This is a genomic window from Pararhizobium sp. LjRoot235, assembly GCF_964254145.1.
Taxonomy (GTDB): Bacteria; Pseudomonadota; Alphaproteobacteria; order Rhizobiales; family Rhizobiaceae; genus Pararhizobium.
Genome location: NZ_CAXUSP020000001.1, coordinates 1,232,088 through 1,257,856, shown reverse-complemented (window position 1 = coordinate 1,257,856; position 25,769 = coordinate 1,232,088). Strand labels below are relative to the sequence as shown.

General features: G+C 61.6%; 25 protein-coding genes. 18 read left to right on the top strand and 7 right to left on the bottom strand.

Annotation, left to right across the window (positions count from 1 at the left end; translation table 11 throughout):
• Positions 1–62: 62 nt before the first annotated feature.
• The 6 genes from ACSQ2Z_RS05985 to ACSQ2Z_RS05960 are packed head-to-tail and all read right to left on the bottom strand — an operon-like array spanning position 63 to position 5,242.
• Positions 63–392 carry an NIPSNAP family protein gene (locus ACSQ2Z_RS05985; protein WP_436080342.1) on the bottom strand — a complete coding sequence of 110 codons (330 nt, stop codon included), beginning with the start codon at positions 390–392 and terminating at the stop codon, positions 63–65.
• Positions 393–397: 5 nt separating this feature from the next.
• Positions 398–1,864 carry an aldehyde dehydrogenase gene (locus ACSQ2Z_RS05980; protein WP_436080341.1) on the bottom strand — a complete coding sequence of 489 codons (1,467 nt, stop codon included), beginning with the start codon at positions 1,862–1,864 and terminating at the stop codon, positions 398–400.
• 4 nt (positions 1,865–1,868) lie between these two features.
• Positions 1,869–2,906 carry an LLM class flavin-dependent oxidoreductase gene (locus ACSQ2Z_RS05975; RefSeq protein WP_436080340.1) on the bottom strand — a complete coding sequence of 346 codons (1,038 nt, stop codon included), beginning with the start codon at positions 2,904–2,906 and terminating at the stop codon, positions 1,869–1,871.
• A gap of 5 nt (positions 2,907–2,911) precedes the next feature.
• Positions 2,912–3,838 (bottom strand): flavin reductase, encoded by a 927-nt coding sequence (locus ACSQ2Z_RS05970; RefSeq protein WP_436080339.1) that lies wholly within the window; start codon positions 3,836–3,838, stop codon positions 2,912–2,914.
• Positions 3,835–4,632 carry an alpha/beta fold hydrolase gene (locus ACSQ2Z_RS05965; RefSeq protein ID WP_436080338.1) on the bottom strand — a complete coding sequence of 266 codons (798 nt, stop codon included), beginning with the start codon at positions 4,630–4,632 and terminating at the stop codon, positions 3,835–3,837. Before ACSQ2Z_RS05965 ends, ACSQ2Z_RS05970 begins: the two co-directional genes overlap by 4 nt.
• A gap of 7 nt (positions 4,633–4,639) precedes the next feature.
• Complete coding sequence (locus ACSQ2Z_RS05960; protein ID WP_436080337.1) at positions 4,640–5,242, bottom strand: amino acid synthesis family protein; 603 nt, start codon at positions 5,240–5,242, stop codon at positions 4,640–4,642.
• Between the two features lie 98 nt (positions 5,243–5,340).
• On the opposite strand from ACSQ2Z_RS05960, the gene ACSQ2Z_RS05955 reads away from it, so the two are divergent.
• The 7 genes from ACSQ2Z_RS05955 to ACSQ2Z_RS05925 all read left to right on the top strand — a co-directional run bounded on the left by ACSQ2Z_RS05955 (position 5,341) and on the right by ACSQ2Z_RS05925 (position 11,255).
• Complete coding sequence (locus ACSQ2Z_RS05955; RefSeq protein WP_436080336.1) at positions 5,341–6,075, top strand: GntR family transcriptional regulator; 735 nt, start codon at positions 5,341–5,343, stop codon at positions 6,073–6,075.
• A 200-nt stretch (positions 6,076–6,275) separates the two neighbouring features.
• The gene (locus tag ACSQ2Z_RS05950) at positions 6,276–6,659 is read left to right on the top strand and encodes a c-type cytochrome (RefSeq protein WP_436080335.1); all 384 of its coding nucleotides are present in this window, start codon (positions 6,276–6,278) and stop codon (positions 6,657–6,659) included.
• A gap of 143 nt (positions 6,660–6,802) precedes the next feature.
• Entirely contained in the window at positions 6,803–7,678 is an 876-nt protein-coding gene (locus ACSQ2Z_RS05945; RefSeq protein ID WP_436080334.1) for a cytochrome c oxidase subunit II, read from the top strand.
• Positions 7,678–9,456 carry a cytochrome c oxidase subunit I gene (ctaD, locus tag ACSQ2Z_RS05940; RefSeq protein WP_436080333.1) on the top strand — a complete coding sequence of 593 codons (1,779 nt, stop codon included), beginning with the start codon at positions 7,678–7,680 and terminating at the stop codon, positions 9,454–9,456. The genes ACSQ2Z_RS05945 and ctaD overlap by 1 nt, the downstream gene beginning before the upstream one ends.
• Positions 9,453–10,157 carry a cytochrome c oxidase subunit 3 gene (locus ACSQ2Z_RS05935; RefSeq protein ID WP_436080332.1) on the top strand — a complete coding sequence of 235 codons (705 nt, stop codon included), beginning with the start codon at positions 9,453–9,455 and terminating at the stop codon, positions 10,155–10,157. The genes ctaD and ACSQ2Z_RS05935 overlap by 4 nt, the downstream gene beginning before the upstream one ends.
• 12 nt (positions 10,158–10,169) lie before the next feature.
• Positions 10,170–10,892, top strand: coding sequence for a heme-copper oxidase subunit III family protein (locus ACSQ2Z_RS05930; protein ID WP_436080331.1), 723 nt, complete (start codon positions 10,170–10,172; stop codon positions 10,890–10,892).
• A 9-nt stretch (positions 10,893–10,901) separates the two neighbouring features.
• Positions 10,902–11,255 carry a cytochrome C oxidase subunit IV family protein gene (locus tag ACSQ2Z_RS05925; RefSeq protein ID WP_436080330.1) on the top strand — a complete coding sequence of 118 codons (354 nt, stop codon included), beginning with the start codon at positions 10,902–10,904 and terminating at the stop codon, positions 11,253–11,255.
• Between the two features lie 16 nt (positions 11,256–11,271).
• On the opposite strand, the gene ACSQ2Z_RS05920 is transcribed toward ACSQ2Z_RS05925, so the two are convergent.
• Entirely contained in the window at positions 11,272–12,330 is a 1,059-nt protein-coding gene (locus tag ACSQ2Z_RS05920; protein ID WP_436080329.1) for a LacI family DNA-binding transcriptional regulator, read from the bottom strand.
• Positions 12,331–12,447: 117 nt separating this feature from the next.
• Between ACSQ2Z_RS05920 and bglB the strand changes: the two genes are divergently transcribed.
• The 11 genes from bglB to ACSQ2Z_RS05865 all read left to right on the top strand — a co-directional run bounded on the left by bglB (position 12,448) and on the right by ACSQ2Z_RS05865 (position 25,751).
• A complete protein-coding gene (bglB, locus tag ACSQ2Z_RS05915) occupies positions 12,448–13,548 on the top strand; it encodes a beta-galactosidase BglB (protein WP_436080328.1) in 1,101 nt (366 codons plus the stop codon).
• Positions 13,545–14,381, top strand: coding sequence for a 5-dehydro-4-deoxy-D-glucuronate isomerase (gene kduI / locus ACSQ2Z_RS05910; protein ID WP_436080327.1), 837 nt, complete (start codon positions 13,545–13,547; stop codon positions 14,379–14,381). Before bglB ends, kduI begins: the two co-directional genes overlap by 4 nt.
• Positions 14,378–16,861 carry a hypothetical protein gene (locus ACSQ2Z_RS05905; protein WP_436080326.1) on the top strand — a complete coding sequence of 828 codons (2,484 nt, stop codon included), beginning with the start codon at positions 14,378–14,380 and terminating at the stop codon, positions 16,859–16,861. The genes kduI and ACSQ2Z_RS05905 overlap by 4 nt, the downstream gene beginning before the upstream one ends.
• A 78-nt stretch (positions 16,862–16,939) precedes the next feature.
• Entirely contained in the window at positions 16,940–18,208 is a 1,269-nt protein-coding gene (locus ACSQ2Z_RS05900; RefSeq protein WP_436080325.1) for an ABC transporter substrate-binding protein, read from the top strand.
• A 169-nt stretch (positions 18,209–18,377) separates the two neighbouring features.
• Positions 18,378–19,406: a carbohydrate ABC transporter permease gene (locus ACSQ2Z_RS05895; protein ID WP_436080324.1), complete on the top strand. Its 1,029-nt coding sequence runs from the start codon at positions 18,378–18,380 to the stop codon at positions 19,404–19,406.
• Positions 19,403–20,455: a carbohydrate ABC transporter permease gene (locus tag ACSQ2Z_RS05890; RefSeq protein ID WP_436080323.1), complete on the top strand. Its 1,053-nt coding sequence runs from the start codon at positions 19,403–19,405 to the stop codon at positions 20,453–20,455. Before ACSQ2Z_RS05895 ends, ACSQ2Z_RS05890 begins: the two co-directional genes overlap by 4 nt.
• A gap of 11 nt (positions 20,456–20,466) precedes the next feature.
• Complete coding sequence (locus ACSQ2Z_RS05885) at positions 20,467–21,552, top strand: ABC transporter ATP-binding protein (RefSeq protein ID WP_436080322.1); 1,086 nt, start codon at positions 20,467–20,469, stop codon at positions 21,550–21,552.
• A complete protein-coding gene (kduD, locus tag ACSQ2Z_RS05880) occupies positions 21,542–22,294 on the top strand; it encodes a 2-dehydro-3-deoxy-D-gluconate 5-dehydrogenase KduD (protein ID WP_436082996.1) in 753 nt (250 codons plus the stop codon). Before ACSQ2Z_RS05885 ends, kduD begins: the two co-directional genes overlap by 11 nt.
• A gap of 326 nt (positions 22,295–22,620) precedes the next feature.
• Positions 22,621–23,946, top strand: a complete 1,326-nt coding sequence (locus tag ACSQ2Z_RS05875) for an NAD(P)/FAD-dependent oxidoreductase (protein WP_436082995.1) — start codon at positions 22,621–22,623, stop codon at positions 23,944–23,946.
• Between the two features lie 371 nt (positions 23,947–24,317).
• Complete coding sequence (locus ACSQ2Z_RS05870) at positions 24,318–24,998, top strand: aspartate/glutamate racemase family protein (protein ID WP_436080321.1); 681 nt, start codon at positions 24,318–24,320, stop codon at positions 24,996–24,998.
• A gap of 339 nt (positions 24,999–25,337) precedes the next feature.
• Entirely contained in the window at positions 25,338–25,751 is a 414-nt protein-coding gene (locus tag ACSQ2Z_RS05865; protein ID WP_436080320.1) for a hypothetical protein, read from the top strand.
• The last annotated feature ends 18 nt before the right edge of the window (positions 25,752–25,769 follow it).

The following is a 25,769-nucleotide window of genomic DNA, read 5'->3' as shown; positions in this document are numbered from 1 at the left end:
CTGTTTGTGGACCCTTTGACGCCGGAGTTTTTCCCCTCCTCCGGGATGTAGGCCGTCTGTGATCACGCCGGTCGCGATCCTCCCGTTGGTGAAAAGGCTGCCGGTTTCATGATCTTGTTTTCGGCGACCTCGATCAGGTCGCGGATCTTCGGCAGGAAACCCTGCCAGTCCGGATCGGCCGTCAGGCGGCCGCGGCGTGCCTCGCGATCATCGAGACTGGAAAAGCCCCAGATGTGGACGATCTCGTTGATCGGGCCGATTTCCGAGAAGAAATAGCCGATGAGGTCGCCGAGATGCTTTTTCTGGATCGCGATGCCTTCCTCTTCCACGACCTTGAGATAGGCCGGGATGGCACCGTTCTTCAGCCGGTAAGTGCGGATTTCGTAGAACATCGCCGTCACCGCATCACGAAGGGATCGGGGATCGGATCGTCGGACGTCCGGAGCCATACGGTCTTTGTGCGGGTGTAGCTGAGTGCCGCCGCAAGGCCGCCTTCGCGCCCGTCGCCGGAAAGGCCCGAGCCGCCGAAGGGCGCAATCGGCGACACTGCGCGGTAGGTGTTGACCCAGACGATACCGGCGCGGATCGCTTTCATCAGTCGGTGCGCCCGCGTCAGGTTCTGCGTGAAGATGCCTGACGCGAGCCCATAGGGCGTGCTGTTGGCAAGCTCGATCGCTTCGGCCTCCGTCTCGAAGGAAATGACGGAGAGGACCGGGCCGAAGAATTCCTTGTCCAGCGACGGCGCGCTCGTGCCGTCGCAATCGAGGATGGTCGGGCGATAGAAATAGCCCTCCCCAGCCGGCGCGGAGCCGCCGGTTACGACCTTGGCACCCGCATCAAGCGAGGCCGCAACGAGCGTCTCGATATGCCGGCGCTGCCGTTCCGTTGCCAGCGGCCCTACTTCGGTGTCCATGGAGAGCGGTGAACCGATGCGGATCGCCTCGGCCTTGGCAGCGAGGATTTCGAGGAAACGGTCCTTTACGCTGCGCTCGACGATCAGCCGGGAGGCGGCGACGCAGCTCTGGCCGGTGGCGGCAAAGATGCCGGCGACCTGCGCATTCGCCGCACTTTCGAGATCGGCATCGGCAAAGACGATGAGCGGCGACTTGCCACCGAGTTCGAGCGAGGTCGAGGCGAGATTCTCCGCCGAACTGCGCACGATATGGCGGGCGGTCTCGGCACCGCCGGTAAAGGCGATATGGGCGACCTTCGGATGCGCGGTGAGCGCTGCGCCGCAGGTGGCCCCAAAGCCGGTGATGACATTGACGACACCGGGCGGGAAACCGGCCTCGTCGACGAGCCGGGCAAATTCGAGCAGCGGCGCCGGGCCATCTTCCGATGCCTTGACGACGATCGTGCAGCCGGCGGCAAGGGCCGGGCCGATCTTGACGGCGGCGAGGAAGAGCTGGCTGTTCCAGGGCACGATGGCGGCGACGACACCGACGGGCTCGCGGCGCAGCCAGACGTCCATATCCGGCTTGTCGATCGGCAGGAAGGCGCCCTCGATCTTGTCGGCGAGCCCCGCATAATAGCGATAATAGTCGGCGACATAGGCGATCTGCGAGGACGTCTCGCGGATGATCTTGCCAGTATCGCGGGTCTCCAGCTCAGCCAGTCTCGGCACGCTCGCCGCGATGAGATCGGCGAGCCGGTAGAGCAGCTTGCCGCGCTGCGTCGCCGTCATCCGCGCCCAGCGGCCGCCGCCGTGCAGCGCCTGGTGGGCCGCTTCGACCGCGCGATCGACGTCGGCCTTACGGCTCTCGGGCATCTCCGCCCACGCAGCGCCGGTCGCGGGATCGACACTTTGAAAACGCGCCTCGCCATTGCCGAAACGTCCGTCGATGTAACATTGGAACTGCTGCATCGCCCTACTCCCCGAATGCCGGCATGACATCGGCGATGAAGCGGTCGAGCGAGGCCTTCTTGCGCTCGAAGCTCATGCCGGTATCGATCCAGAAGGAATATTCGTCATAGCCCATGGCCTCATAAGCCTTGAGCCGCCTGATGACGTCGCCGGCATTGCCGACCACGTTGTTTGCCCGCATGACGTCGGCCGACAACATGGCATTGGCGGCGATATCTTCCGCCGGAATCCGCTCGATCAGGCCCTGATGGATCGGCTTCTCGTTCTTGAACCAGGCGAAGAAGTAGTTGTAGTAGACGCTCATCTCGTGGGCGGCCTGCGCGATATCGGCCTCATCGGAACCGACATAGGTGTGGCGCAGAAGCATGATCTTCGGCCGCTCGACGGCAGCGTTCTTGGCGCAGGCCTCGTTGAAGCGCCCCATCAGCGTCTCGACCTCGTCGTCGCCCTGCCAGAGCGGCGTCACCTGGACATTGCAGCCATTGGCGATGGCGAATTCATGGGAGTTCGGATCGCGCGCCGCCACCCAGATCGGCGGGTGCTGCTGGATCGGCTTCGGCGCCGATGTCGTCGACGGGAACTTGTAGAACTCGCCGTCATGGGCGTAGTCGCCTTCCCACAACTTCTTCACCGCGGGAATAAGTTCGCGCATGCGCTGCCCGGCTCCCCAGGCGTCGAGGCCCGGCAGCAACCGCTCATATTCGAAGGAATAGGCACCGCGCGCTATGCCGATATCCAGCCGGCCATCGCAGATGAGGTCCGTCATCGCCGCTTCACCGGCAAGCTTGATCGGATGCCAGAACGGCGCAATCACCGTGCCGGTGCCGAGCCGGACCTTGCTGGTGCGGCGGGCAAGATCGGCGATGGTGACGAACGGATTGGGCGCGATGGTAAAGTCCATGCCGTGATGTTCGCCGGTCCATATGGCGTGCATACCGCCCTTGTCGGCGATCTCGCAGAGCGCCACGAATTCCTCGTACAGGCTCTTGTGATCCTGGTCTGCATCGAGCCGCTCCATATGGACGAAGAGGGAAAATTTCATCGCGCTCAGGCCTTCCTTGAAACCGGGTGGACTTTGCCGGCCGTCTCATTGCCAAAATAAACACCGAAATTACCGATGGAGTTTTCCAGATCGAACCGCCGGAGGATATCGGCCGTGGCGGTGGTGTCGAATGTTTGCTTCAGTGCCTCGGCGGGTGGCAGGAAGCGTCCGGTGGCCGGCTCCCCGGCTAGCGCGGTTGCGCGGTAGACGATATGTTGCCGGTTGTCGGCGCGGCTTTCATAGACGGAATAGAGGAAGCCGATGGACACGCTCAGTCCAGTGAGCGTCTCAAGGTAATCCCGCAGCATCTGCGTCGGCTCGCCGCCTTCCATGGCGCAGGTCGGAAGGCTGAGAACGTCGGTTCCAAGCAGAAGGACGGAGCCGTCGCGCTCGATCACCGCGCTCAATTGGGCCTCGCCTTCGGCCGCCGCCGAAACGGCCTTGCCCGCCAAGGCCGGCGTGAAATAGCTGCCCCGGGCATAGCCCAAACCATTCAGACCGCTATTGGCGAACGCCTGGACCCGGCCAGTCATGATGACATGGTCGCCCGCATCCAGAACCTGTTCGGTGGCGCAGTCGAACCAGGCCGCGACATCCGAAAAGATCGGCGAACCCTCTGGTCCCTTCTTCCATTCAACGGCGGCAAAGCGGTCCTCGACCGGACGGGCGAAGGTGTTGGAAACATCTTTCTGGGTTTCGGACAGGACATTGACCGCGAAGCCGGCGGACCCGGTCATGGCCGCAAAATTTCGCGAGGTCTTTGCCAGGCAGACCAACAGCAACGGCGGATCGAGCGACACCGAGGTGAAGGAATTGGCTGTGAAGCCGATCGGCTGTCCGGACGGATCATGGGCCGTCACCACCGTCACGCCGGTTGGAAAAGCGCCGAACGCATCGCGCAGGGCACGCGCATCGAAACCCGCTTGGCTCATCTCATCTCCTCCGGTTTCGCCAGCCAGTCCGCGAGGATCGTGTTGACCTCGTCGGGCGCCGTCAGATTGACCATATGCCGGTGGCCGTCGATCAGCACCGCGTAACCGGCAGGCGCCGCATCCGCCATGGACTGCGCCATGGCCGGGGTAGAATTGGGATCGTCGGTTCCAGTCAGAAACAGTGCCGGACATCCGACATCCGGCCAGCAATCGGCATAGGTGCTGTCACCGGCGGCAAAGGCGGCATAGGCGGTAGCATACCCCCCGCGATCGACCGAAGACAGCCACCGATGGGTCAAGCGGTAGGCATCGCTCTCCTTGCTGTCCGCGCCGAACCAGCGCAGCAGCGGACCATCGACATCGATCTGCCCGGCCCGGATTTCCCGCGCCCGGTCTACGACCGCGGCACTTGCAGCCGCATCGCGACGATAGACGCCGTTCAACAGCGCCACGCGGGTAATTCGCGCACCGAACGTCGCGGCCGCACCGCCGGCAATCAGGGCACCCATGGAGTGTCCGGCGACATTGACGCGCTCAAGCCCCAGATCGTCGAGGAAAAGGCCAAGCCAGGCAACGAAGGCTTCAAGATTTGCCGCATCGGACAAGGGTCGGCTCTCGCCATGCCCCGGCATGTCGACTGCGATCACACGATGGCTCTTGCCGAGCGCCGCCATCTGCGGCGCCCAGGCTTCCAGCCGCATGCCGACGCCATGGATAAGCACCAGCGGTTCGCCGGCGCCCTGCTCCGCATAGGCCGTGCCGTTCTTGGTGTGCAACCGCCGGACCGCTTCCATGTCAGCCTCAGACCGCTGCCGGGTTGTTCACGTCGCTGCCAAGATCCTTGAGGTCCTGGTAGCGATCGCCGATGCGATGATGCGGACGGCCGCCGACCGAGGCGCCAAGCGCGACAACGATCTCATTGGCCGCCGGCGCGTCGGCGATCGACGTCTGGATGGTGAGGTAGTGCGAGCGGCGCCCCTCGTCGTTCTTGTCCATCAGCGGGATCATGACAGGGGCATTGGCCGGGCCACGCGTGTTGCAGAAGGCAAGATAGGATTTTGCACCGACCGCGGTGCGATAGTGGTTGCCGAAACGCAGCGTATGGATCAGCGCGGAAGCATGCTCGATCTCGCCATCAAGCCCAACGATCGCCGCCTTGCCATAGGCCTCGACCTTTTCGCCCGACCCGACGGCCTCGATGATCATGCGCGTAAGGAGCTCGCCGAGCACCGGCGCCGCCGCGTGGATTTCCGGCTTGAGATCTTCGACGAACCCCCGTCCGGCCCAGGGATTCTTCACCACGGCCATCGCCGCGTAAAGCTTTAGCGGCGTCTGGGCGGCCTTGCCGCCCTCGACCAGCGTGGTTTCCACCTGAAGAAGTGTCTTGCGGATTTCGATAGCCAAGGCCGTTTTCCTTCCATCTCGATATTCCGTATGATGGTATACCATAATATCAAGTGTCAAGTCTTGTTCTGAATCATTTCTGCGTCTATGAGTGAACCATGAACCAGAAACTCTTCGCCTCGACTGCCGAAATCGCCCGGAATCTGGAATCACTCCGGATCGACACCCCGCCGGTAACCCTGAGGGAAATGGCGCTCGAACGGCTGCGCAACGCCATCATTGCCGGCCTTTTCAGCCCCGGACAGCGGCTCGTCGAGCGTACGCTCTGCGACCAGCTCGGCGTCTCTCGCTCCGTCATCCGCGAAGTGCTGCGCCATCTGGAGACGGAAGGTCTGGTCGAAACCGCGCCCAAGCAAGGACCGATCGTCGCCCTCATCGATTGGCATCAGGCGCGGCAGATCTATGATGTCCGGATCGCGCTCGAGACGACGGCGGTCGCCGATTGCGCCCGCAACGCCGATACGGCGACGAAGGACAAGCTGAAGACGGTGCTGCAGGACCTCGATCGCAATTCGCGCAAGAACGATGCCTTGACGATCCTTGCCGCGACAACCGAATTTTACGAAACGATCTTCCTGTCGGGCGGCCACGAGATCGCCTGGGATATCGTCAAGCGGCTGAACAGCCGCATTTCGCGGCTGCGGGTCATGACCCTTTCCACCACCAACCGCACCGTATCGGGCCCGGCGAGAATGCGCGAAATCTTCAACGCCATCGAGCGCAACGATCCGGATGCGGCCGCAGCCGCATGCCGTGCCCATATCGAGGAGGCAGCCCGAATTGCGCACAGCCTGCTGACGCCCGTGGATCAGACCAGACCCGCACCGGTCTGAAACCAGCACCCGCGCCCGCCAGACGGACGACGCTTGGTGGCCTCTCACTGGGTACCAATTGACTTATCAAGACTGAAGCATACCTTTTCCTGATCGCAACCGTCTTTCGCCCGCAACGGTGACGAGCGGTTCGGTCCGGCTGCGACGGCAAAAATGGCAGGCGCAGGCCGGTGTTTCAGGCAACCTGGAGGAGGATTGCAATGCGAGGCGACGTTCTGACGATAGGCTTGTTGGCCACTCTTCTCTGTCCGCTCGGTGCGCTTGCCCAGGAAGGCGATGCGGAGGCGGGCGCGGCTGTCTTCAAGAAATGCGCGACCTGTCACATCGTCGATAGCGACAAGACCAAGGTCGGTCCCTCGCTGAAGGGCCTGTTCGGCAGAAAGGCCGGAACGCATCCGGATTTCAGCTATTCTTCGGCGATGAAGGCGGCAGGAGAAGGCGGGCTGGTCTGGGACGAGACAACGCTGCGCGATTACCTGCACAATCCAAAGGCGAAAGTGAAGGGCACGAAAATGGCCTTCGTCGGCCTGAAGAAGGACGACGAAATCACCAACCTGATCGCCTATCTCAAACAATTCCCCTGATACGAAAAGTCTGCGCGCACTCTTTAGGCTTATGCAAGCTGCTAATTGCCTGAATTTGTTGTTCGTGCGATACTGATCCGGCAATTTTTCTACAGGTTACGCGTTCATGCCCGCAGCCGTCCGAGGCAGGGAGGGGACAGGAAATGGCTGTAGTGCTTATTCTCGTTATCGTGGCAGTTGGATCCGTGGTGTTTCATCTGCTCAGCCCATGGTGGTGGACGCCAATTGCGTCCAACTGGTCCTACATCGACAATACCATCATCATCACATTCTGGATCACCGGCTTCGTCTTCGTCGCGGTGGTGCTGTTTGTCGCCTATTGCGTCTTTCGCTTCCGCCATCGCCCGGGAAACCGCGCCGCCTATGAACCGGAAAACAAAAAACTGGAAGTCTGGCTCGCTTCGGTGACAAGTATCGGCGTTGCCGCCATGCTGGCGCCTGGGCTTTTCGTGTGGCATCAGTTCGTCACCGTTCCAGCCGGAACGACCGAGGTCGAGGTCGTCGGCCAGCAGTGGCTCTGGAGTTTCCGTCTGCCCGGCGCCAATGGCAAGCTTGGCACCTCCGAGACCCGCGCCATCGGCGACGGCAATTCGCTCGGCGTGAACCCCAATGACGCGAACGGTCTCGACGATCTCATCATCGAAGGCGGCGAATTGCACCTGCTGGTCGGCAAGCCCGTCAAGATGCTGTTGCGCTCGGTCGATGTGCTGCACGATTTCTACGTCCCCGAATTCAGGGCGAAGATGGACATGATACCGGGCATGGAGACCTATTTCTGGTTCACGCCGACCAGAACCGGGACGTTCGAAGTCCTCTGCGCCGAACTCTGCGGCACCGGCCATCCGCAGATGCGCGGCACCGTCGTGGTCGACAACGAGGCCGACTACCAGACATGGCTGCAGGAGCAGCAGACCTTCAGCCAGCTTCTCGCAGCAAGTCAGGAAGAAACGGCGATTGCATCCAGCACGTCCTCCTCGAAAATAGCAGGCGTGCAAAAAGATGAAGCGGGAGGGAGATGATGGTCGATATCAGGTCCGACGCAAGCGAAGTCATCCCACCGGCGGAAGTGGAGGATGTCGAGCTTTATCATCCGAAGAGCTGGTGGACCAAATACGTCTTCAGCCAGGATGCCAAGATCATCGCCATCCAGTATTCGATGACCGCGATCGCCATCGGCATGGTCGCGCTGGTGCTCTCCTGGCTGATACGCCTGCAGCTCGGCTTTCCCGGCACCTTCGATTTCATTGACGCCGATCACTATTACCAGTTCATCACCATGCACGGCATGATCATGGTGATCTATCTCCTGACTGCGTTGTTTCTCGGCGGCTTCGGCAACTATCTCATTCCCCTGATGGTCGGCGCCCGCGATATGGTGTTTCCCTATGCAAACATGCTGAGCTACTGGCTCTATCTGCTCGCCGTCCTCGTCCTGGCCGCCGGCTTTTTCGCTCCCGGCGGGCCGACGGGCGCCGGCTGGACGCTCTATCCGCCGCAGGCCATCCTTTCAGGCACGCCGGGTGGACAGGACTGGGGCATCGTCCTGATGCTGTCGTCGCTCATTCTATTCATCATCGGCTTTACCATGGGCGGGCTGAACTATGTCGTCACCGTGCTGCAGGCACGCGCCCGCGGCATGACGCTGATGCGCCTGCCGCTGACGATCTGGGGTATCTTCACCGCAACGATCATGGCGCTGCTCGCCTTTCCCGCCCTCTTCGTCGCCGCCGTGATGATGCTGTTCGACAGGCTTCTCGGAACCAGTTTCTTCATGCCGGCGATCGTCGAGATGGGCACTCAACTGAAACAGGGCGGCGGCAGCCCGATCCTGTTCCAGCATCTCTTCTGGTTCTTCGGCCACCCCGAAGTTTATATCGTTGCCCTTCCCGCCTTCGGCATCGTGTCCGATCTGATCAGCACCCACGCGAGGAAGAACATCTTCGGTTACCGCATGATGGTCTGGGCGATCGTCATCATCGGCGCGCTCTCCTTCATCGTCTGGGCGCATCACATGTATGTCAGCGGCATGAACCCGAAATTCGGTTTCTTCTTCGCCACGACGACGCTGATCATTGCGGTTCCGACCGCGATCAAGGTCTATAACTGGGTGCTGACCCTCTGGCGCGGCGACATTCACCTCTCGCTGCCCATGCTGTTTGCGCTTGCCTTCATCGTCACCTTCGTCAATGGCGGGCTGACCGGGCTGTTCCTCGGCAACGTCGTCGTCGACGTGCCCCTGTCCGACACGATGTTCGTCGTCGCGCATTTCCACATGGTCATGGGCGTCGCGCCGATCATGGTGATTTTCGGGGCGATCTATCACTGGTATCCGAAGGTTACCGGACGGATGCTGAACGAGGCGATGGGCCAGATCCACTTCTGGGTCACCTTCCTCGGAGCCTACTTGATTTTCTTCCCGATGCACTATCTCGGCCTGTTGGGCATCCCGCGCCGCTATCATGAACTTGGCGAAACGGCCTTTATTCCCGAATCGGCCCACACGCTGAATGCGTTCATCTCCGTCATGGCGCTCACCGTCGGCGCCGCCCAGATCCTCTTCCTGTTCAATCTCGCCTGGAGCCTGAGGAAGGGCCGAGAGGCCGGCGGCAACCCTTGGCGGGCGACAACGCTCGAATGGCAGACGCCGCAAACTCCGCCCGCCCACGGCAACTGGGGCAAGGAACTGCCCGTGGTCTATCGTTGGCCCTATGACTACAGCGTACCGGGCGCTGCCGAAGACTTCATTCCGCAGAACCAGCCGGGGCTCGGCGGGCTGACGCGAGAGGTGGTGTCGTGAGCGTCATGCTGCTCTTCCTCGCCGCTATCGCCGCCATCATCATCTGGTGGATGGCCCAGCAGCGACTGACGTCCAGGCCGTGGCTCGAAGTGGGGCACCTTGGACAGCCGGGAGGCGGTGAACGATCGCCGATCCCGCCTGCAAAAATCGGTCTCTATGTGTTTCTCGCCGTCGTCGGCGCCCTCTTCAGCCTCTTCATCAGCGCCTATCTGATGCGGGTCGGAACGCCCGACTGGTGGTCGACGCCCATTCCCCGCTTGCTGTGGCTGAACACCGCCGCCCTGATTGTCAGCAGCGCGGCGATGCAATGGGCCAAAACCGAAGCGCAACACGGCCGCAGCGACACCGTGAAAACCGCCCTCCTTGCCGCACTTGCGACTGCGGTCCTTTTTCTCACCGGACAAATCTTCGCCTGGCGGGAACTGACGCAGGCGGGCTACCTACTCGCCGACAATCCGGCGAACAGCTTCTTCTACGTGATCACCGGAATGCATGGTCTCCACATTTTCGGCGGCCTTGTGGCCCTTGGCCGGACGATGACAAAGGCCTGGAGTGCCCCCACCTCACGCAGCCTGCGCCTGAGCGTCGATCTCTGTGCCGTCTATTGGCACTTCATGCTCGCCGTCTGGCTGGTCCTGTTTGCACTCTTCGCTGGCTGGGCAAATGATTTCGCCGATCTTTGCCGGCAATTGCTCACATAGGGAGTGGTGACGATGGCGCAATCCACGCAAGTGCATACCGGCGAGACGCTCGAGCGCCCTTTGGGCTTACGCGGCATCGCGGCCGATCTGTCGTCGGATCAGCGAGCCTTCAAGAACGTGTCCTGGGGCAAGGCCATGATGTGGATCTTCCTGCTCAGCGACACCTTCATCTTCGGCTGCTTCCTGCTCGCCTACATGACCGCCCGCATGTCGACACCCGTCCCCTGGCCGAACCCCAGCGAGGTCTTCGCACTCACGCTCGGCGGACAGGAAATCCCGCTGATCCTGATTGCCATCATGACCTTCATCCTTATCTCCAGCAGCGGCACGATGGCGATGGCCGTCAATTTCGGCTACCGCCGGGATCGCCGCACGACGGCGATCCTGATGCTGCTGACTGCGGTTCTTGGCGCGTCCTTCGTCGGCATGCAGGCATTCGAATGGTCGAAGCTGATTTCGGAGGGCGTCCGCCCTTGGGAAAACCCATGGGGTGCCGCCCAATTCGGCTCGTCGTTCTTCATGATCACGGGGTTTCACGGCACCCATGTCTCGATCGGAGTCATCTTTCTCCTCATTATCGCGCGCAAGGTCTGGCGGGGCGATTTCGATACGGAAAGGCGCGGCTTCTTCACCAGCCGCAAAGGCAATTACGAGATCGTCGAAATCATGGGCCTCTACTGGCACTTCGTCGATCTGGTCTGGGTTTTCATCTTCGCATTTTTCTATCTGTGGTGAGGTGATCTGATGGAGCAAATTGCAACGCATGCACAAGTGCAGGTGAAGGAGCAGCATCAGCAGCATCCGATCGGGCTCTATCTCGTCGTCTGGGGCTTTCTGTTCATTCTCAGCGCCGGCTCCTATCTCGTCGATTATGTCGGCCTGCAGGGGTATCTACGGTGGTCCCTGATCCTGCTTTTCATGATCCTCAAGGCTGGGCTGATCGTCGCTGTGTTCATGCATATGGCCTGGGAGCGACTGGCGCTTGTCTATGCCATCCTGCTGCCGCCGCTCCTCGTGCTCGTCTTCGTCGCCATGATGGTGTCGGAATCCAATTACACGATTTTCACGCGCATGGCGTTCTACGGCACAGTCCAGTAAAGCGACCCAACTCTTGCTAAGCAGATCTATTCCGGGCCGGCGCCGTCGATGAACGTTCGACCAGATGGCAGGCGAGTTCGACGCGGCGTGGCGGCATCGGAAGACCGGAAAGATTGTCGCGCAAGAGATCAAGCGCCACGGAACCGATCTCGCGCATCGGAATATGCATGGTCGTCAGCGGCGGGTTGAGGAAGGAGGCCTGCGGAAGATCGTCCATGCCCATCACCGAGACATCGCCGGGCACGGAAAACCCTGACTGCTGCACACCCATCATGGCGCCGACGGCAAGACTGTCGCCGGCAGCCAGAACGGCGGTAAAATCAAGGCCGCGTGCGGCGATCCGCGACGCGACCGCCTGGGCCGCAAGTTCCGGAAGCCAATCTTCGACGGGAACCACAAAATCATCACCGCAAGGTAGCCCGTGATGCAGCAGGGCATCTTTCCAACCTTCATAGCGCCGTTCAATGGTGCGCCGGCCGGGACGCATCAGGAACAGGATGCGCTGGTGGCCAAGATCGATCAGATGATCCGCGGCCAGCCGCGCGCTCGACCGATTGCAGGGCGTGACACTGGAAAGCCGCATGAACGGATCGTCGCCGTTCAGAAGCACGACCGGCTTGTCGAAACCGCGCGTGGCGGCCAGCATGCCTTCGTCGTCGACGGTGAGAAAAAGCAGGCCGGCAACCTGAGGATCCTCCAAAGCCTCCTTCAGCACCGCCAGTTCTTCGTTCCTGTCGGCGATCGGGCGTGTGACAATTTCAAGCCCGAGCGCCTGCGCGCGCTCCGTCAAGCCCTCAAGGACATAGAGCGTGAACTGGTTGCGCACATAGTCGATCATGGCAGCGCTCGATGCGGCCAGAATGACCTTCTGCCCGGCAACCGCGGTCGGGATGATATAGTTGGCGACCTTTGCAGCCTCGAGCACCCGTTGGCGGATATCCGGCCGAACGCCCTTCTCGCCCGCGATCGCGCGTGAGGCGGTGCTCAGAGAAACCCCGCAAGCCTTCGCGATATCCTCTAGACGCACACGCTTGCTCTTCTTTCCGCGCTTGCCCGGCAATGGTTTCACAATCATCTCATCCCCTCCTCGTCGCAATTATGAGAAAAATTTTCAGATTGCGCAAGAAAAAATATCATGTCTTTATTACCAGCACGGGAGCCGCCGAAGAGCGGACGGATTGGGAGGAATGCCATGGCTCTGAATGGCCGCGATATTCGCGATGGTCTCGATCGCCTTGTCGCCGGAACGACCGGCCTGAGGCATGATGGTCGCTTCCACGAGCCGAATCTCGATGGAACCGCCGGCGACTACATCAGCTTCGACAGCTGGGAGTGGCCGCAGGGTGTCGGTCTCTATGGCCTGATCAAGCTCTGGCTTTTCACTGGCCGCGACGACCTGCGTCAGCTCATCGAAGGATGGTACCAGGCGCGCATCGAGGCGGGTTTGCCGCAGCTCAACGTCAACACCACCGCGCCTATGCTCGGCCTTTCGGTTCTCTGGGCCAGCACCCGCGATCCCCGCTGGCAGCCGGTCCTCGATGACTGGGCCAACCGCGTGATGTTGGACCTGGGCCGCACGCCGGAAGGCGGCTTCGAGCATCACGTCTCCGACAAGGTCAACCATAACGAACTCTGGGACGACACACTCTACATGGTCGCCCTGTTCCTGGCGTCCTATGGCCAGGCGAGCGGCCGGCGCGAACTGGTCGACGAGGCCTCCCGCCAATTCCTTGTGCATGCCCGCTACCTCGCCGACACCCATACCGGCCTGTGGTTTCATGGCTGGACCTTCGACGGCCGGCACAATTTCGCGCGGGCCCGCTGGGCACGCGGCAATGCCTGGATCACCGCGGGCCTGCTCGACCTTTTCGATCTCGCCGACATCGCCAAGCCGGTGAAGGACTTCCTCCAGGGCGTTCTCGTGGCGCAGGTCGATGCCCTGCTTGCGCTTCAGGCGCCGTCTGGCGCCTGGCGCACATTGCTCGACGATCCCACCTCCTATGAGGAAATTTCCGCCACCGCCGGCATCGGTTATGGCCTTCTCAAGGGTTACCGCCTCGGGCTCGGGACCCCGGACTGGCGCATGGCGGGTCTGAAGGCGCTTAAAGTGGTGATGGATAATATCGACGAGACCGGCACCGTGCTCAACGTCTCCTATGGCACGCGCATGGGCCATGACCTCCAGTTCTACAAGGACATTCCCATTCAACCGACGGGCTACGGGCAGGCTTTGGCAATCCTGTGCCTTTCCGAAGGCCTTGAGCACGTCGGGATAGAAGGACAAGCGGCATGACGATGAAGATTTTGTACGGCGCAGGGCCGGAAGACATCAAAGGCTACGACACGGAAAAACTCCGCAACGCTTTCCTGATGACCGACCTGTTCATGCCGGACGCCGTCAATTTCACCTATACGCATGTCGACCGCCTGCTTCTCGGCGGCGCGATGCCGGTCTCCAGGAGCGTGACTTTCGGTTCCGGTGCCGAGATCGGCACGCCGTATCTCCTGTCGGCGCGCGAAATGGGAATTGCCAATCTTGGCGGCACAGGCACTGTGGCCGTTGATGGGCAATCCTTCACGCTGGAGAACCGCGATGTGCTCTATGTCGGCCGCGGCGCGCGCGAAATCACGATGGCGAGCCTCTCTGGAAAAGCCCCTGCCCGGTTCTACATGAACTCGGTGCCGGCCGGTGCGGACAACGCTCACCGGCTGATCAAAAAGGCGGAATCCAAAGCGCTCGAACTGGGCGACGGCCGCCGTTCAAACAAGCGCCGCCTTGCCATGTACATCCATCCGGAAGTCGCGCCCTCCTGCCTGCTTCTGATGGGCATCACCGATCTTGCCGAGGGCAGCGTCTGGAACACCATGCCGCCGCACCTGCACGAGCGCCGCATGGAGGCCTATTGCTATTTCGACATGGCGGCGGAGGACCGCATCGTCCATCTGATGGGTCGCCCCGAAGAGACGCGCCATCTGATCGTCGCCAATGGCGACGCCGTGCTCTCTCCCGCCTGGTCGATCCATATGGGCGCCGGAACGGGTCCCTATGCCTTCGTCTGGGGCATGACCGGCGAAAACCAGGAATACAACGATGTGGCCCCGGTGGCCCTGGCAGAGCTGAAATGACGAATATGACATCTCTTATGAACCGTGAGCTGAATCCAGGCGAAGCCATCCGTTACTGGCAACTCGGCGTGATTGCCGAAGAGCGCTTCGACGTTCCCGACGCCCCGATGAAGGGCGAGATGGACCCGTTCTTCTTCCTCACCAAGCACAAGAACTTCATCCCGCACGAATATCCCTGCCGCACGGTCTTCGCTGAGCGCTATCGCGGCAAGCGGCCGGATGTGCGCGGCGCCTTCGAGGCCACCCGCTGGTGGCTTCCCTTCGGCTCGCCGCGGCTTGATCTGTCCGGCTTCTGGTTCCGCCCGACGCGACTTGCCACCTGGGCCCGCACCTTCGTAGCCGCCGAAAAGGCCGGGACGGCAAAGCTGCGCCTCGGCACCTGCGGCGGCGCAGTCCTCTGGCTGAACGGTACCGAGATCGGCTGGATGGCGCCCTATAGCCGCAATCTGGAGGCAAAGGCCGAATTCGACCTGCCGCTGACGGCTGGGTTGAACGAGATCACCATCTTTGTCGATGATCTGGCCGAGCGCGACGCCCGTTACTTCTTCCAGCTCGATTATCTCGACGGACCGGCCGCAAGCGTGGCCGTACCCGTGCCGATCGAAGGCAAGGTCGCCGGGGCGATCGAGGCGGCGCTCGAGGGAATGCACTTCGACAGGACGGCCTATTTTGAAGGCGATATCAAACTTCTGTTCGCCGGGCCCTTGCCGGTCGATGTCGACGTGAACGTGGCGGTCGAGGGCGATTTCATGTCGACCGAGCGCGTCGACTACGACTTCGTTCTCAAGGCGGGCGATGCGCGCTTAATCATTGGCCCTTCGGAAGATGCACCCGCCGATTTCCGCCATTTCCGCATCACGCTGAAGGCCGACGGCTTTGTCGCCTCGCGGTCGCTTGGCGTCGAGATCTGTCATGCCGGCCGGCAGGGAAGCGCGCCTCTCGCACTTGGCGAACGGATAGAGGAAACGCTGGACGAAATCTCGGCCTTTTCCGAACGTGACACGGTGCGCGCCTTTGCACGGCTCGCAAGCGGTCGCTGCGGCGCCGATACGGATGCCATGATCGAGGAAATCCTGCCGTCGATCGAGGATTGCCACGACTGCGCCGATTTCTCGCTGGTTCCGCTCATCTGGTCGCGAACCGTCTGGGGCAACGACATCGGCGAGAAGACCCGCAACCGCATCGACCAGGCGATCCTCAATTTCCGCTACTGGATGGACGAACCCGGCAACGACGTACAGTGGTATTTCTCCGAAAACCACGCACTCCTGTTTCACACCTCAGCCTATCTCGCCGGAGATCTCCTGGCTGACAGGACCTTCACCCGCTCAGGCCGCACGGGCGTCGAACAGCGTGCCGTGGGTGCAGCCCGCGTGCGCGCCTGGCTTGATCATTTCGAGGCCTGGGAAATGGCGGAGTTCAACTCCGCGCCCTATTTCCCGATCGACCTCAAGGGCCTGACGGCGCTCGCCGCCCTGTCCCCCGATGCCGACATCGCCGATCGCGCCAAAAAGGGTATCGTCCGGCTTTGCGAAGTGATCGCCCGCTCGGCTCACCACGGCATGATGACAGCGGCGCAGGGGCGCTCCTATGAACACACGCTCTGCGCCGGCCGCTCACTCGAACTCTCCGGCGTCGCACGGCTGCTGTGGGGCAAAGGCTGGTACGGCCGCCGCGTCCATGCGTTGCCGCAGCTTGCCGTCTGCCTGCGCGACCACGGTCTCGATATCCCGGGCGATTTCGCGATGATCGCAAACCATCAGGCAGAGGCGCATCAGGAGTGGCGTTTCGCGCAGGGCGAAAACCGCCTTGCCGCGCTCTATCACTACAAGAGCCGCGACTTCGCCATGGGTTCTGCCGCCCACTACCGCTGGAATGAATGGGGCTACCAGGAGACGATACTGCATCTGCGGATCGGCGAACGCCCAGAAGCAGCCGTCTGGATCAATCATCCCGGCGAGACGATTCAGTTCGGGTACGGCCGGCCCTCCTTCTGGGGCGGCTGCGGCACCCTCCCTCGCGCCCACCAGTATCGCGGGCTGGCCGTGCTCGATTTTTCCACTTTTGACGAACAGCCGGACTTCACCCATGCCTGGTTCCCCGTCGCCGAGTTCGACGAAAGCAGCGTCGATGGAAACCTGGCTTTGGCACGTAGCGGCCAAGGAGCGATGCTGCTGCGCGGCAGCGCCGATTTCGTTGCAGTCAAGGACGGCCCGTCGGCCAATGCGGAACTGCGCCAATATGGCCGCAAGACACGCTGGATCGTGCGGGTCTGCGAGGCCTCCAGCCTTGCAGCGGTGGAAGCCCGGTTTGGCGCGCTTGCAGTCGAGGAGAAGGAAGACGGCTCGTTCGTCATCGACGATCCGCAATACGGCACCGTGACATTCCGCGCGGATGGCTCGGCGGAGGCGGAAGGCCGTACTATCTTGCCAAACGAATTCACGGTTGCCGGCGAGGTCGTCATGCTGGCCGCCAATTAAGAGCGAAGCGCCGGCGGGAGAAGCCGGCGTGACGTTGACCTGCGAGCTGGAGGGCTCGCGCACAAGAGGAGGAAGACTATGCGAAAGACCAGAACAATACTGGCGGCCTTGGCCGTCGGGCTCTTGACGTCGACGGTCGCGATTGCCGGCGATGTCCGCATCATGTGGTATTCCGATGGTGTGGAAGGAGAAGTCCTCAAGGACCTCCTCGACCGGTTCATGAAGGAAAATCCGGACATCAACGTCGTGCTCGACAACGTGTCCTACAGCGTCGTGCGCGAGCAGCTCCCCGTGCAGCTCGAAGCCGGGGACGGCCCGGACATTGCCCGCGTAACCAACCTCAAGGCGATGAGCCAGCACTGGCTCGATCTTCGCCCGCTGGTGGCCGATGCCGCCTATTGGGATGAAAATTTCGGCGCCCAGGCAGACTGGATGCGTCCTGACGGCTCGAACCAGATTTCCGGCTTCATGACACAGATCACCATTGCCGGCGGCTTTGCCAACAAGACCTTGTTCGAACAGGCCGGCGTTGCAATCCCCGGAAAGGATGCGACCTGGGATGATTGGGCGAAAGCTGCAAAGCAGGTCGCCGAGAGCCAGCAGGTTCCCTTCCCGATGGCCCTTGACCGGTCCGGCCACCGCTTGAGCGGCCCCAACTTAGCCTACGGCGCCAACTACATTGGTCCCGACGGCAAGCCGGCGCCGCTGGATGAAGGCACCAAGGCCTTCCTCGGCAAGTTCGTGGGCTGGATTGAAGATGGAACGATGAGCAAGGATGTCTGGGTATCGGCCGCCGGATCGACATATCGCGCCGCCGCCGATGACTTCATCAACGGCCAGCTTGTTTATTACTACTCCGGCTCGTGGCAGGTTCCGAACTTCTCCGCCAAGATCGGTTCGAATTTCGACTGGGTGGCGACCGGCAGTCCCTGCGGATCAGAAAACTGCACGGGCATGACCGGTGGTGCTGGGCTCGTTGCGATCAAATACACGAAAAACCCCAAGGACGTCGCCAAGGTCATGGACTATCTCGCCCGCGAGGACATCGTAAAAGAGTTCTCGGAGCGCACCCTGTTTCTGCCCGCGCACAAGGGCGTGCTGGCAAAGGGTCTCGACTTCAAGACCGACGACGCCCAGGCAAAGGCGGCTTTGGCCGAGTTTGTCGCGGCGGCGGGTTCGCTGTCCGACCTCGCTCGCAAGCTGCCCGGCTGGCACTGGTCCGACACGTTCTACGGGGCTCTTGTCACGCGCGTCAGCCAGGCCGCGGCCGGTGAGATGCCGCTTGACGAAGCGATCACTCGCATCGATGCGGATATCGCCGCGAAGGTAAAAGACTCCGGTCTTTAGCCCGGCAAGCAGGAAATTCGTGCCGGCGGCTCCGCAGCTGCGGAGATGCGGGAGCCATGCGACGCCGCCGGCATAAGACTGTTTGCCAACACCGCAATGGAAATATGGACCTGATTACCGGCTTCGCCGGCATGGCGAACCGCTATCAGCGTGGGCAGGAGGCCAGACTATGCAGGCAGAACTTCCACAACGAGCCAGCCCCGGCCCTGGCGACACAATCATGGTTCCGGTACGGTTTGCGATGGGTATTGTCGACGCACCGCTACGATGGCTCCAACGGGTCTTCGGAATCGGCGGCATGGCTGCCTTTTTCCTCATGCCGAACATGCTGATATTCGGCATCTTCGTGCTTTTGCCGTTCTTCATCAACTTCGCCTATTCGATGACCGGCGGCACCGCCCTTTTCCTGGCGGACCGCAGCTTCGTCGGCGGCGATCAATATGCCCGGCTGTTCGACTGCGCCAACTACCTCAATGCGAACAGCTGCACCGAGGACACCTTCTGGACCGCCGTCGGCAATACCGGCTGGTTCGTCATTCTGCAGGTCACGCTGATGATCATCGTGTCGCTGATCACGGCCCTGATCCTCAACCGCGACCTGATGGCGCGCAGCTTCTGGCGTGCCGTGTTCTTCTTCCCGGTGCTGCTGTCACCGGTAGTTGTCGGCCTCATCTGGAAGTGGATCCTGCAGCGCCAGGGCCTCTTGAACTTCAGCCTCTATGGCTTCGGCTTCGAACCCTACACATGGCTGAACGACCGCAACTGGGCTTTTGCCGCCACCGTCGGCGTGTCGATCTGGGCGCATATGGGCTTCTACACGCTGATCCTTCTGGCTGGTCTTCAGGCTATCCCGAAAGACCTCTATGAAGCCGCCGAAATGGACGGAACGCGGCCGGCGCGCGCTTTTTGGCGCATCACCATGCCGCTGCTTGCACCCAACCTGCTCGTCGTCGTCGTCCTCGTCCTGATCAAGGCGGTGCAGATCTTCGATGAGATCTACGTCCTGACCGGTGGCGGACCGGGCACCAGCACGCTCTATCTCACCCAGTACATCTACGAGACCGGCTTTGCCGCGCAGTTGCGCAACCCCGGGCTTGCCGCAGCCGCCTCGATCCTCATGGGCGTGGTGCTCGTCGTGCTCACTTTGCTGCAGCTCAGCCTCAGCCGGTCCAGTGAAAAGAAGGGAGCCCGCAAATGAGCCGGGTCGCGGAATTCGTCTTTCGCCGCAAGGGCGGCAAGGGTTGGCACTGGACGGACGTCGTGACCTGGCTTTGGCTTATTGGCGGCCTGTTCGTCATGTTCGGCCCCGCCGTCTGGCTCGTCGGATCGTCCTTCAAGACACCGGCTGCACTCGCAGAGTTTCCGCCCACCATCCTGCCCTACGTCACGCAGAAGGTGACAGTCGATGGTTATGACAAGCCGCTCGATCTCTACGAGGCGACCCTGCCCGACGGCACAAAGGCGACGCTCGCCGAAGTCCGGCGCATCGGCATCGTCAGCCAGATGGTCGACCCGCAAAAGCCCGGCGAGATCATCAAGGTCAACATCGCGGAGCGCACGCCGGTCCGCGAGATGTCCTTCGCGACACAGAACTATACCGAACCCTTCACCCATTTCGATTTCGTTCGTTATCTCTGGAACTCCGTCTTCGTGACGGTGACAGCGACGCTCATCACTCTTGTCGTCAACTCCATGGCCGCCTTTGCACTCAGCAAGTATGAATTCCGCGGACGGACATTCGCCATGCTCTTGATCCTTGCCACGCTGATGGTGCCCTTGTCGGTCATCATGGTGCCGCTCTATTCGATCGTCTCGGCGCTCGGCCTGTTCAACAATCTCTGGGGCGTGATCCTGCCGACGGTCGCAACGCCGACCGGCGTGTTCATCCTGCGCCAGTACATGCTGTCCATCCCCGACGAACTGCTCGACGCCGCCCGCATGGACAAGGCATCGGAATGGCAGATCTACTGGCGCATCGTCCTGCCGTTGACGGCACCGGCGCTTGCCGTTTTGGCGATCTTCTCCGTCGTCTGGCGCTGGAACGACTTCCTCTGGCCGCTGATCGTGCTGTCGCGCAAGGAACTCTATACGCTGCAGGTGGGCCTCAGCATCTATTCCGGCGAGCTGAATGTGCAGTGGCATTTCATTCTTGCGATGACGGTCGTGACGATGATCCCCGTCGTCCTCGTCTTCATCTTCCTGCAGCGCTTCATCACCACCGGCATCGCCGGCTCCGGATTGAAATAGAGGAGGCCGTCATGGGTCATATCAAGCTTACCAATGTGACGAAATCCTTCGGGGCGGTGGACGTCATTCACGGCATCAACCTGGAGATTGCCAATGGCGAACTCGTCGTCTTCGTCGGCCCGTCCGGCTGCGGCAAGTCGACATTGCTGCGCATTATCGCCGGGCTGGAAAAGCCGACGGGCGGGGAACTTGCGATCGACGGCAAGGTGGTCAACGATACCCCGGCGGCCGATCGTGGCCTTGCCATGGTGTTCCAGTCCTATGCGCTCTATCCGCACATGAGCGTGCGCCAGAACCTCGCCTTCGGCCTGGAAAACACCAAGATGCCGAAGGCCGAGATCACCCAGCGCATCGCCGAAGCCGCGCGCATGCTGGAGATCGACGCCTATCTCGACCGGCGGCCGGGGCAGCTCTCGGGTGGCCAGCGCCAGCGTGTCGCCATTGGCCGCGCCATCGTGCGCCGGCCCGTCGCCTTCCTGCTCGACGAGCCGCTGTCCAACCTCGACGCCGAGCTGCGCGGCTCCACCCGCGCCGAGCTCGCTGCCCTCCATGCGCGGCTTTCCGCCACGATGATCTATGTCACGCATGACCAGGTCGAGGCGATGACCCTCGCAGACCGGATCGTCGTGCTGCGCGCCGGCCGTATCGAGCAGATCGGCACGCCGCTCGAACTCTACAATTCGCCTGCAAACCGCTTCGTCGCCGGCTTCATAGGCTCGCCGCACATGAACTTCCTCGAGGGAACCGTCGAATCCGTGCAGTCCGGGAAAGCCGTTGCAGCCTTGACCGGCGGTCACCGGATCGAGCTTCCGGTCAATGGCGCTAACGTCACCGGCGGCTCGCGCATCACTATCGGCGTCCGCCCCCAGCACATTGCAGTCGGCAGCGACGGATCCGGCATGGCGGCCAGGATCAAGCTCGTCGAAGCGCTCGGCTCCGAAACCGTGATCCACGCCGACGTCGCGGGCCAGAAGATTCTGGTGGTGGCGCCCGGCCAGCACAGCCTGACGCCGGGGACCGAACTGCGCCTGTCACTCTCGGCAGCACCGCTTCATCTGTTCAACGAGAAGGGCTTGCGCCTTGACCATGCTGTTTGATCTTTCCGGAAAAGTCGCGCTGGTCACCGGCGCACGAACAGGCCTCGGCCGGGGCATGGCATTGGCGCTCGCCGCTGCCGGAGCCGACATCGTCGCGCTCGGCTCTTCGCCCATGCCGGAAACAGCCGAACGCGTCCGGCAGGCCGGCCGCCGCTTTCAGGCGCTGGAGGTCGACCTCTCGAAAAGGTTCGAGGCGAAAGCGGTGGTCGCCGAGGCCGTGGCGGCCTTCGGCGGCATCGACATTCTTATCAACAATGCGGGCATCATCCGCCGCGCCGACCTGCTCGATTACGCCGAATCGGATTGGGACGATGTCATCGACGTCAATCTGAAGGCGGCCTTTCTCCTGTCGCAGGCGGTCGCCCGCCACATGGTCGAAACGAAACGGAAGGGACGCATCGTCAACATCGCCTCCATGCTGACCTTCCAGGGCGGCATCCGCGTGCCCGCCTATTCCGCGTCCAAGCACGGCATTGCCGGGCTGACAAAGGCGATGGCCAACGAACTGGCGCCGCACGGCATCACCGTCAACGCCATCGCCCCCGGCTACATGGCAACCGACAATACCGAGGCATTGCGCAACGACCCCGACCGCAATGCCCAGATTTCCGCCCGCATCCCGATGGGTCGATGGGGCACGCCGGACGATCTCGCCACATCGATCCTGTTTTTCGCGGCGCCGGCCTCCAGCTATGTGACTGGAACCATCCTGCCCGTCGATGGCGGCTGGCTGGTCCGATAAACGGGAGCACCGATGGTCATTCCGTCGAACGGCTTCCCACTGGATCTGGTCACCGCAGATTGGTTTGGTTGCGGAGACTTGTAAAAGTCCCTTGGAGGTTGCGAGGGATAAGGCGATTTATGGAACCTCTCAAGAAATTACGACATTGATTATAAATCGTCGATCACGGCAGCGCCTCAGCTCTTGACGACGATAAAAACGCCTTTTCCGCGTTACTTGCCGAATGCCGGCGATATTCGGTGCAAAATACCGAAATGCCGCTGCAGTCAGTGCATTCTACGGCACCGTTTCGCGATACTGCCACGATCATTGACTCCGAGGCCCCCATGTCCCCTTTGATCCACCACATCAGCAGCGATGAAACTCTACCCAAGTCAGCAGACGTCGTGGTAATCGGCGGTGGGATTGTCGGCGCCAGCGCGGCCTATTTCCTGGCACGGCGCGGCCTGTCGGTGGCGCTTATCGAAAAGGGGTATGTCGGCTGCGAACAGTCGAGCCGGAACTGGGGCTGGTGCCGTCGGCAGAACCGCGACGCACGTGAGTTGCCGCTTGCCAATCTGGCGCTACGGCTGTGGGAAGAGCTCACCAAAGAGATCGGGCATGACCTTGGCTTTCGCCGTTGCGGGCTTATCTATGCGACCGCCGATCAAACGCAGCTCGCCGAATGGGACAAGTGGCGCGAGGTTGCCCGACGGTTCGACGTCAATACGCGGATGCTTACGGCCGACGAGGCCGCTGCCGCCGTTCCTGCGGCTGGCGGCCGCAAATGGCTGGGCGGTGTCCATGCAGCTGACGACGGCAAGGCCGAACCCTGGCTCGCCGCTCCTCGCATCGCCGAGGGTGCGCGCATGCATGGCGCGACCATTCATCAGAACTGCGCGGCACGCGGCCTGGATACCACCAATGGTCAAGTGACCGGCGTCGTCACCGAGAAAGGCCTTATCCGCACCAGCGCGGTCCTATGTGCCGCCGGTGCCTGGGCATCTGCTTTCCTGCGCATGCATGCGGTTTCGCTGCCGCAGGCCAGCGTCCGTCAGACCGCCTTGCGGACCGGTCCTGCACCGGATTTTGGCGAGGCAGTTTATACTTCCGACTTTGCCATGACGCGCCGGCTCGATGGCAGCTACACGATCGCGGTCAGCGGCAGGGCGACCCTTGAGATCACGCCGCAGGGGATCCGCTATGTCCGCCCGTTTCTGCCGATGTTCATCAAACGGCTGAAGGCCGTCGAGATCGGCATAGGTCGCTCGTTCTTCGAGGGCCCGGACTCCCTCCGTCGCTGGCATCTCGACAGGCCAACCCCCTTTGAGCGCATCCGCGTCCTCGATCCCGCTCCGGACAAGCGAATGTTGGCAACCATCATGACGCGGGTAAAAGCCATGTTCCCCACCGTTGCCGATGCCGGCGTCGTGTCCTCCTGGGGCGGGTATATCGACTCCACACCGGACGCCGTACCCGTGATTTCCCCGGTGGACAGCATTGGCGGAGTATTCGTCGCCGCAGGCTGTTCCGGACACGGCTTCGGCGCCGGCCCTGGCATTGGCCATCTGGCGGCGGATCTGGTCGCGGGCGACGCGGCAAGCATCAATCCGACTCCATTCCGCCTGTCGCGCTTCACGGACAGATCGAAAATTAAAGTTGGCGACTTCTGATGCAATTTAGCCGCGTAGCGACAGCAAAGAAAAGAGCGCTGAGCGATTGCGGGTCTGGCCGCAGCATCACAGGGAGCTCGCACTGCAGGACCTGACGGTCGCGGATAGGTGCGGCCGGGCGATCAGAAGATGGGGAAGATGATCCGCGGTCTTCGTAGCAACTATGCCGCGGTCCTTCTGGCAAATCATGGCTCGGTATTACAGCCCAAGACCTGGAGAGCGCCGTCTTCGGAGCCGAGGAACTGGAAGAAACTGGTAAACCTCTGCTGGAAGGCCGCCAGAAGAGGATTCGCACGCGGGACCAGGTTGATGAACTGGTCCAAACATCCAGTTCCGCCAACTCAGCTCCCGGCAACTAGATGGAAAATCATATGTCAATCCAAACTACGAGCGCTTCCGCCAGAAAGCTGGCTTTCATCCATACGGTTTCCGGCCTTGTTTCCGAGTTCGAGGGCCTCGCCAAAGAACATTTGCCCGACTGGAAGCCGTTCGCGATCCTCGACGAGAGCCTCTTGAGGGATACCATTGAGCGCGGGTCGCTATCCGATCTGACGAAACGAAGGCTCGCTACCTACGTATGGTCGGCAGTCGACGCCGGGGCAGATGCGATTGTCGTCACGTGCTCGACTCTCGGACCGGCAGTCGATGCCATTGCGCCGCTTTGCCCTGTGCCGCTGTTCCGTATTGATGAAGGCATGGCCAAAGCCGCCGTCGAGCATGGAAACCGCATAGGCGTCCTGGCGACCTTATCCACAACGCTGATGCCGACAGTGGATCTGCTGAAGCGCCAGGCATCCGAGGCGGGCAAGGATGTAGCGATTGAGCATGTGCTTGTTCAGGGAGCGTTTCAACTCCTCGCCGGCAGGGACGTCGAAGCCCATGACGCGCAAATCCGCCAAGCTCTCGAAGAGCTGTCGCAGAAGATCGATGTGGTCGTTTTGGCGCAGGCCTCGATGGCTCGTGCAGTGCGGCGCACGGCCCACAGTCTTCCAGTTCTGACAAGCCCCGTACTTGGGGTTGAAAACGTGAAACGGCGTTTAGAGCAGCGATAGGACAACAGCGGGAGAGGATACAAATGCCTACTACGAGTCTTGCCGCAATATTGTTCGGCCCACGCGATGTCCGCCTGTCGAAACCGAGCTGCCGCCTCTCGCAGAGGGAATGATACGTATCAAGTTCCAGGCGGGAGGAATTTACGGATCGGACATTCACTATTTTCGGCACGCATGAAGTGGCGATCTAATCGCTGTTGATCCCCTCATCCTGGCGCACGAAATAGCCGGGCAGATTGAGCAGATAAACGGAAATCTTCTTTCTCTTGAGGTGGGCATTCGCATTGCGGTAAATCCGCTCGGCCTTGCTTTTCGCGTGCTGGATGTCTCAAGGGACGAATGAACCTCTGCGAGAAATGCCCTTTTTCATGGATCTGCGGCCCATCGTCCGCACGTCATAGTGGTTTTGCCTCGTATTTCGATGTGCTACCAAGCCAATGCTTCAAAATTCCCGACCACGTTCCGGAAACGGCAGGAAATGCGGTGGCGTCGCAAACTACGCAGGATGCCCCGGCGATTGCCAAGCCAAATTCCCTTGATAGCCGGCCGCCTCTTGGCCTGCCATCAGACGGGTCTGGCAGCGCCCCGGCGACGGCTCCCAAAATTTACGTCACCCCTCGTGTATTGCAGCAGCGCCGCCCGCTTTCGATGGCCACAACGACGGTGCTGAGAATGCAAAAGATGTCGGCAATAATTCCCACGATAACCTGCAGTATCCGCCGCAGCGATTTCGCGCTCAACACCGAGGGCTGACGCTACGGTGTGTTGCGC

Excerpts from the sequence above, each read along its gene's own strand:
- ctaD (WP_436080333.1), top strand. The coding sequence starts at position 7,678 with ATGGTCGATATCAGGTCCGACGCAAGCGAAGTCATCCCACCGGCGGAA.
- ACSQ2Z_RS05905 (WP_436080326.1), top strand. The coding sequence starts at position 14,378 with ATGACGAATATGACATCTCTTATGAACCGTGAGCTGAATCCAGGCGAA.
- ACSQ2Z_RS05950 (WP_436080335.1), top strand. The coding sequence starts at position 6,276 with ATGCGAGGCGACGTTCTGACGATAGGCTTGTTGGCCACTCTTCTCTGT.
- ACSQ2Z_RS05945 (WP_436080334.1), top strand. The coding sequence starts at position 6,803 with ATGGCTGTAGTGCTTATTCTCGTTATCGTGGCAGTTGGATCCGTGGTG.
- ACSQ2Z_RS05900 (WP_436080325.1), top strand. The coding sequence starts at position 16,940 with ATGCGAAAGACCAGAACAATACTGGCGGCCTTGGCCGTCGGGCTCTTG.
- ACSQ2Z_RS05985 (WP_436080342.1), bottom strand. The coding sequence starts at position 392 with ATGTTCTACGAAATCCGCACTTACCGGCTGAAGAACGGTGCCATCCCG.
- ACSQ2Z_RS05895 (WP_436080324.1), top strand. The coding sequence starts at position 18,378 with ATGCAGGCAGAACTTCCACAACGAGCCAGCCCCGGCCCTGGCGACACA.
- ACSQ2Z_RS05970 (WP_436080339.1), bottom strand. The coding sequence starts at position 3,838 with ATGAGCCAAGCGGGTTTCGATGCGCGTGCCCTGCGCGATGCGTTCGGC.
- bglB (WP_436080328.1), top strand. The coding sequence starts at position 12,448 with ATGGCTCTGAATGGCCGCGATATTCGCGATGGTCTCGATCGCCTTGTC.
- kduI (WP_436080327.1), top strand. The coding sequence starts at position 13,545 with ATGACGATGAAGATTTTGTACGGCGCAGGGCCGGAAGACATCAAAGGC.
- ACSQ2Z_RS05885 (WP_436080322.1), top strand. The coding sequence starts at position 20,467 with ATGGGTCATATCAAGCTTACCAATGTGACGAAATCCTTCGGGGCGGTG.
- ACSQ2Z_RS05920 (WP_436080329.1), bottom strand. The coding sequence starts at position 12,330 with ATGATTGTGAAACCATTGCCGGGCAAGCGCGGAAAGAAGAGCAAGCGT.
- ACSQ2Z_RS05930 (WP_436080331.1), top strand. The coding sequence starts at position 10,170 with ATGGCGCAATCCACGCAAGTGCATACCGGCGAGACGCTCGAGCGCCCT.
- ACSQ2Z_RS05870 (WP_436080321.1), top strand. The coding sequence starts at position 24,318 with ATGTCAATCCAAACTACGAGCGCTTCCGCCAGAAAGCTGGCTTTCATC.
- ACSQ2Z_RS05965 (WP_436080338.1), bottom strand. The coding sequence starts at position 4,632 with ATGGAAGCGGTCCGGCGGTTGCACACCAAGAACGGCACGGCCTATGCG.
- ACSQ2Z_RS05890 (WP_436080323.1), top strand. The coding sequence starts at position 19,403 with ATGAGCCGGGTCGCGGAATTCGTCTTTCGCCGCAAGGGCGGCAAGGGT.
- ACSQ2Z_RS05980 (WP_436080341.1), bottom strand. The coding sequence starts at position 1,864 with ATGCAGCAGTTCCAATGTTACATCGACGGACGTTTCGGCAATGGCGAG.
- ACSQ2Z_RS05875 (WP_436082995.1), top strand. The coding sequence starts at position 22,621 with ATGTCCCCTTTGATCCACCACATCAGCAGCGATGAAACTCTACCCAAG.
- ACSQ2Z_RS05955 (WP_436080336.1), top strand. The coding sequence starts at position 5,341 with ATGAACCAGAAACTCTTCGCCTCGACTGCCGAAATCGCCCGGAATCTG.
- ACSQ2Z_RS05925 (WP_436080330.1), top strand. The coding sequence starts at position 10,902 with ATGGAGCAAATTGCAACGCATGCACAAGTGCAGGTGAAGGAGCAGCAT.
- ACSQ2Z_RS05865 (WP_436080320.1), top strand. The coding sequence starts at position 25,338 with ATGAACCTCTGCGAGAAATGCCCTTTTTCATGGATCTGCGGCCCATCG.
- kduD (WP_436082996.1), top strand. The coding sequence starts at position 21,542 with ATGCTGTTTGATCTTTCCGGAAAAGTCGCGCTGGTCACCGGCGCACGA.
- ACSQ2Z_RS05975 (WP_436080340.1), bottom strand. The coding sequence starts at position 2,906 with ATGAAATTTTCCCTCTTCGTCCATATGGAGCGGCTCGATGCAGACCAG.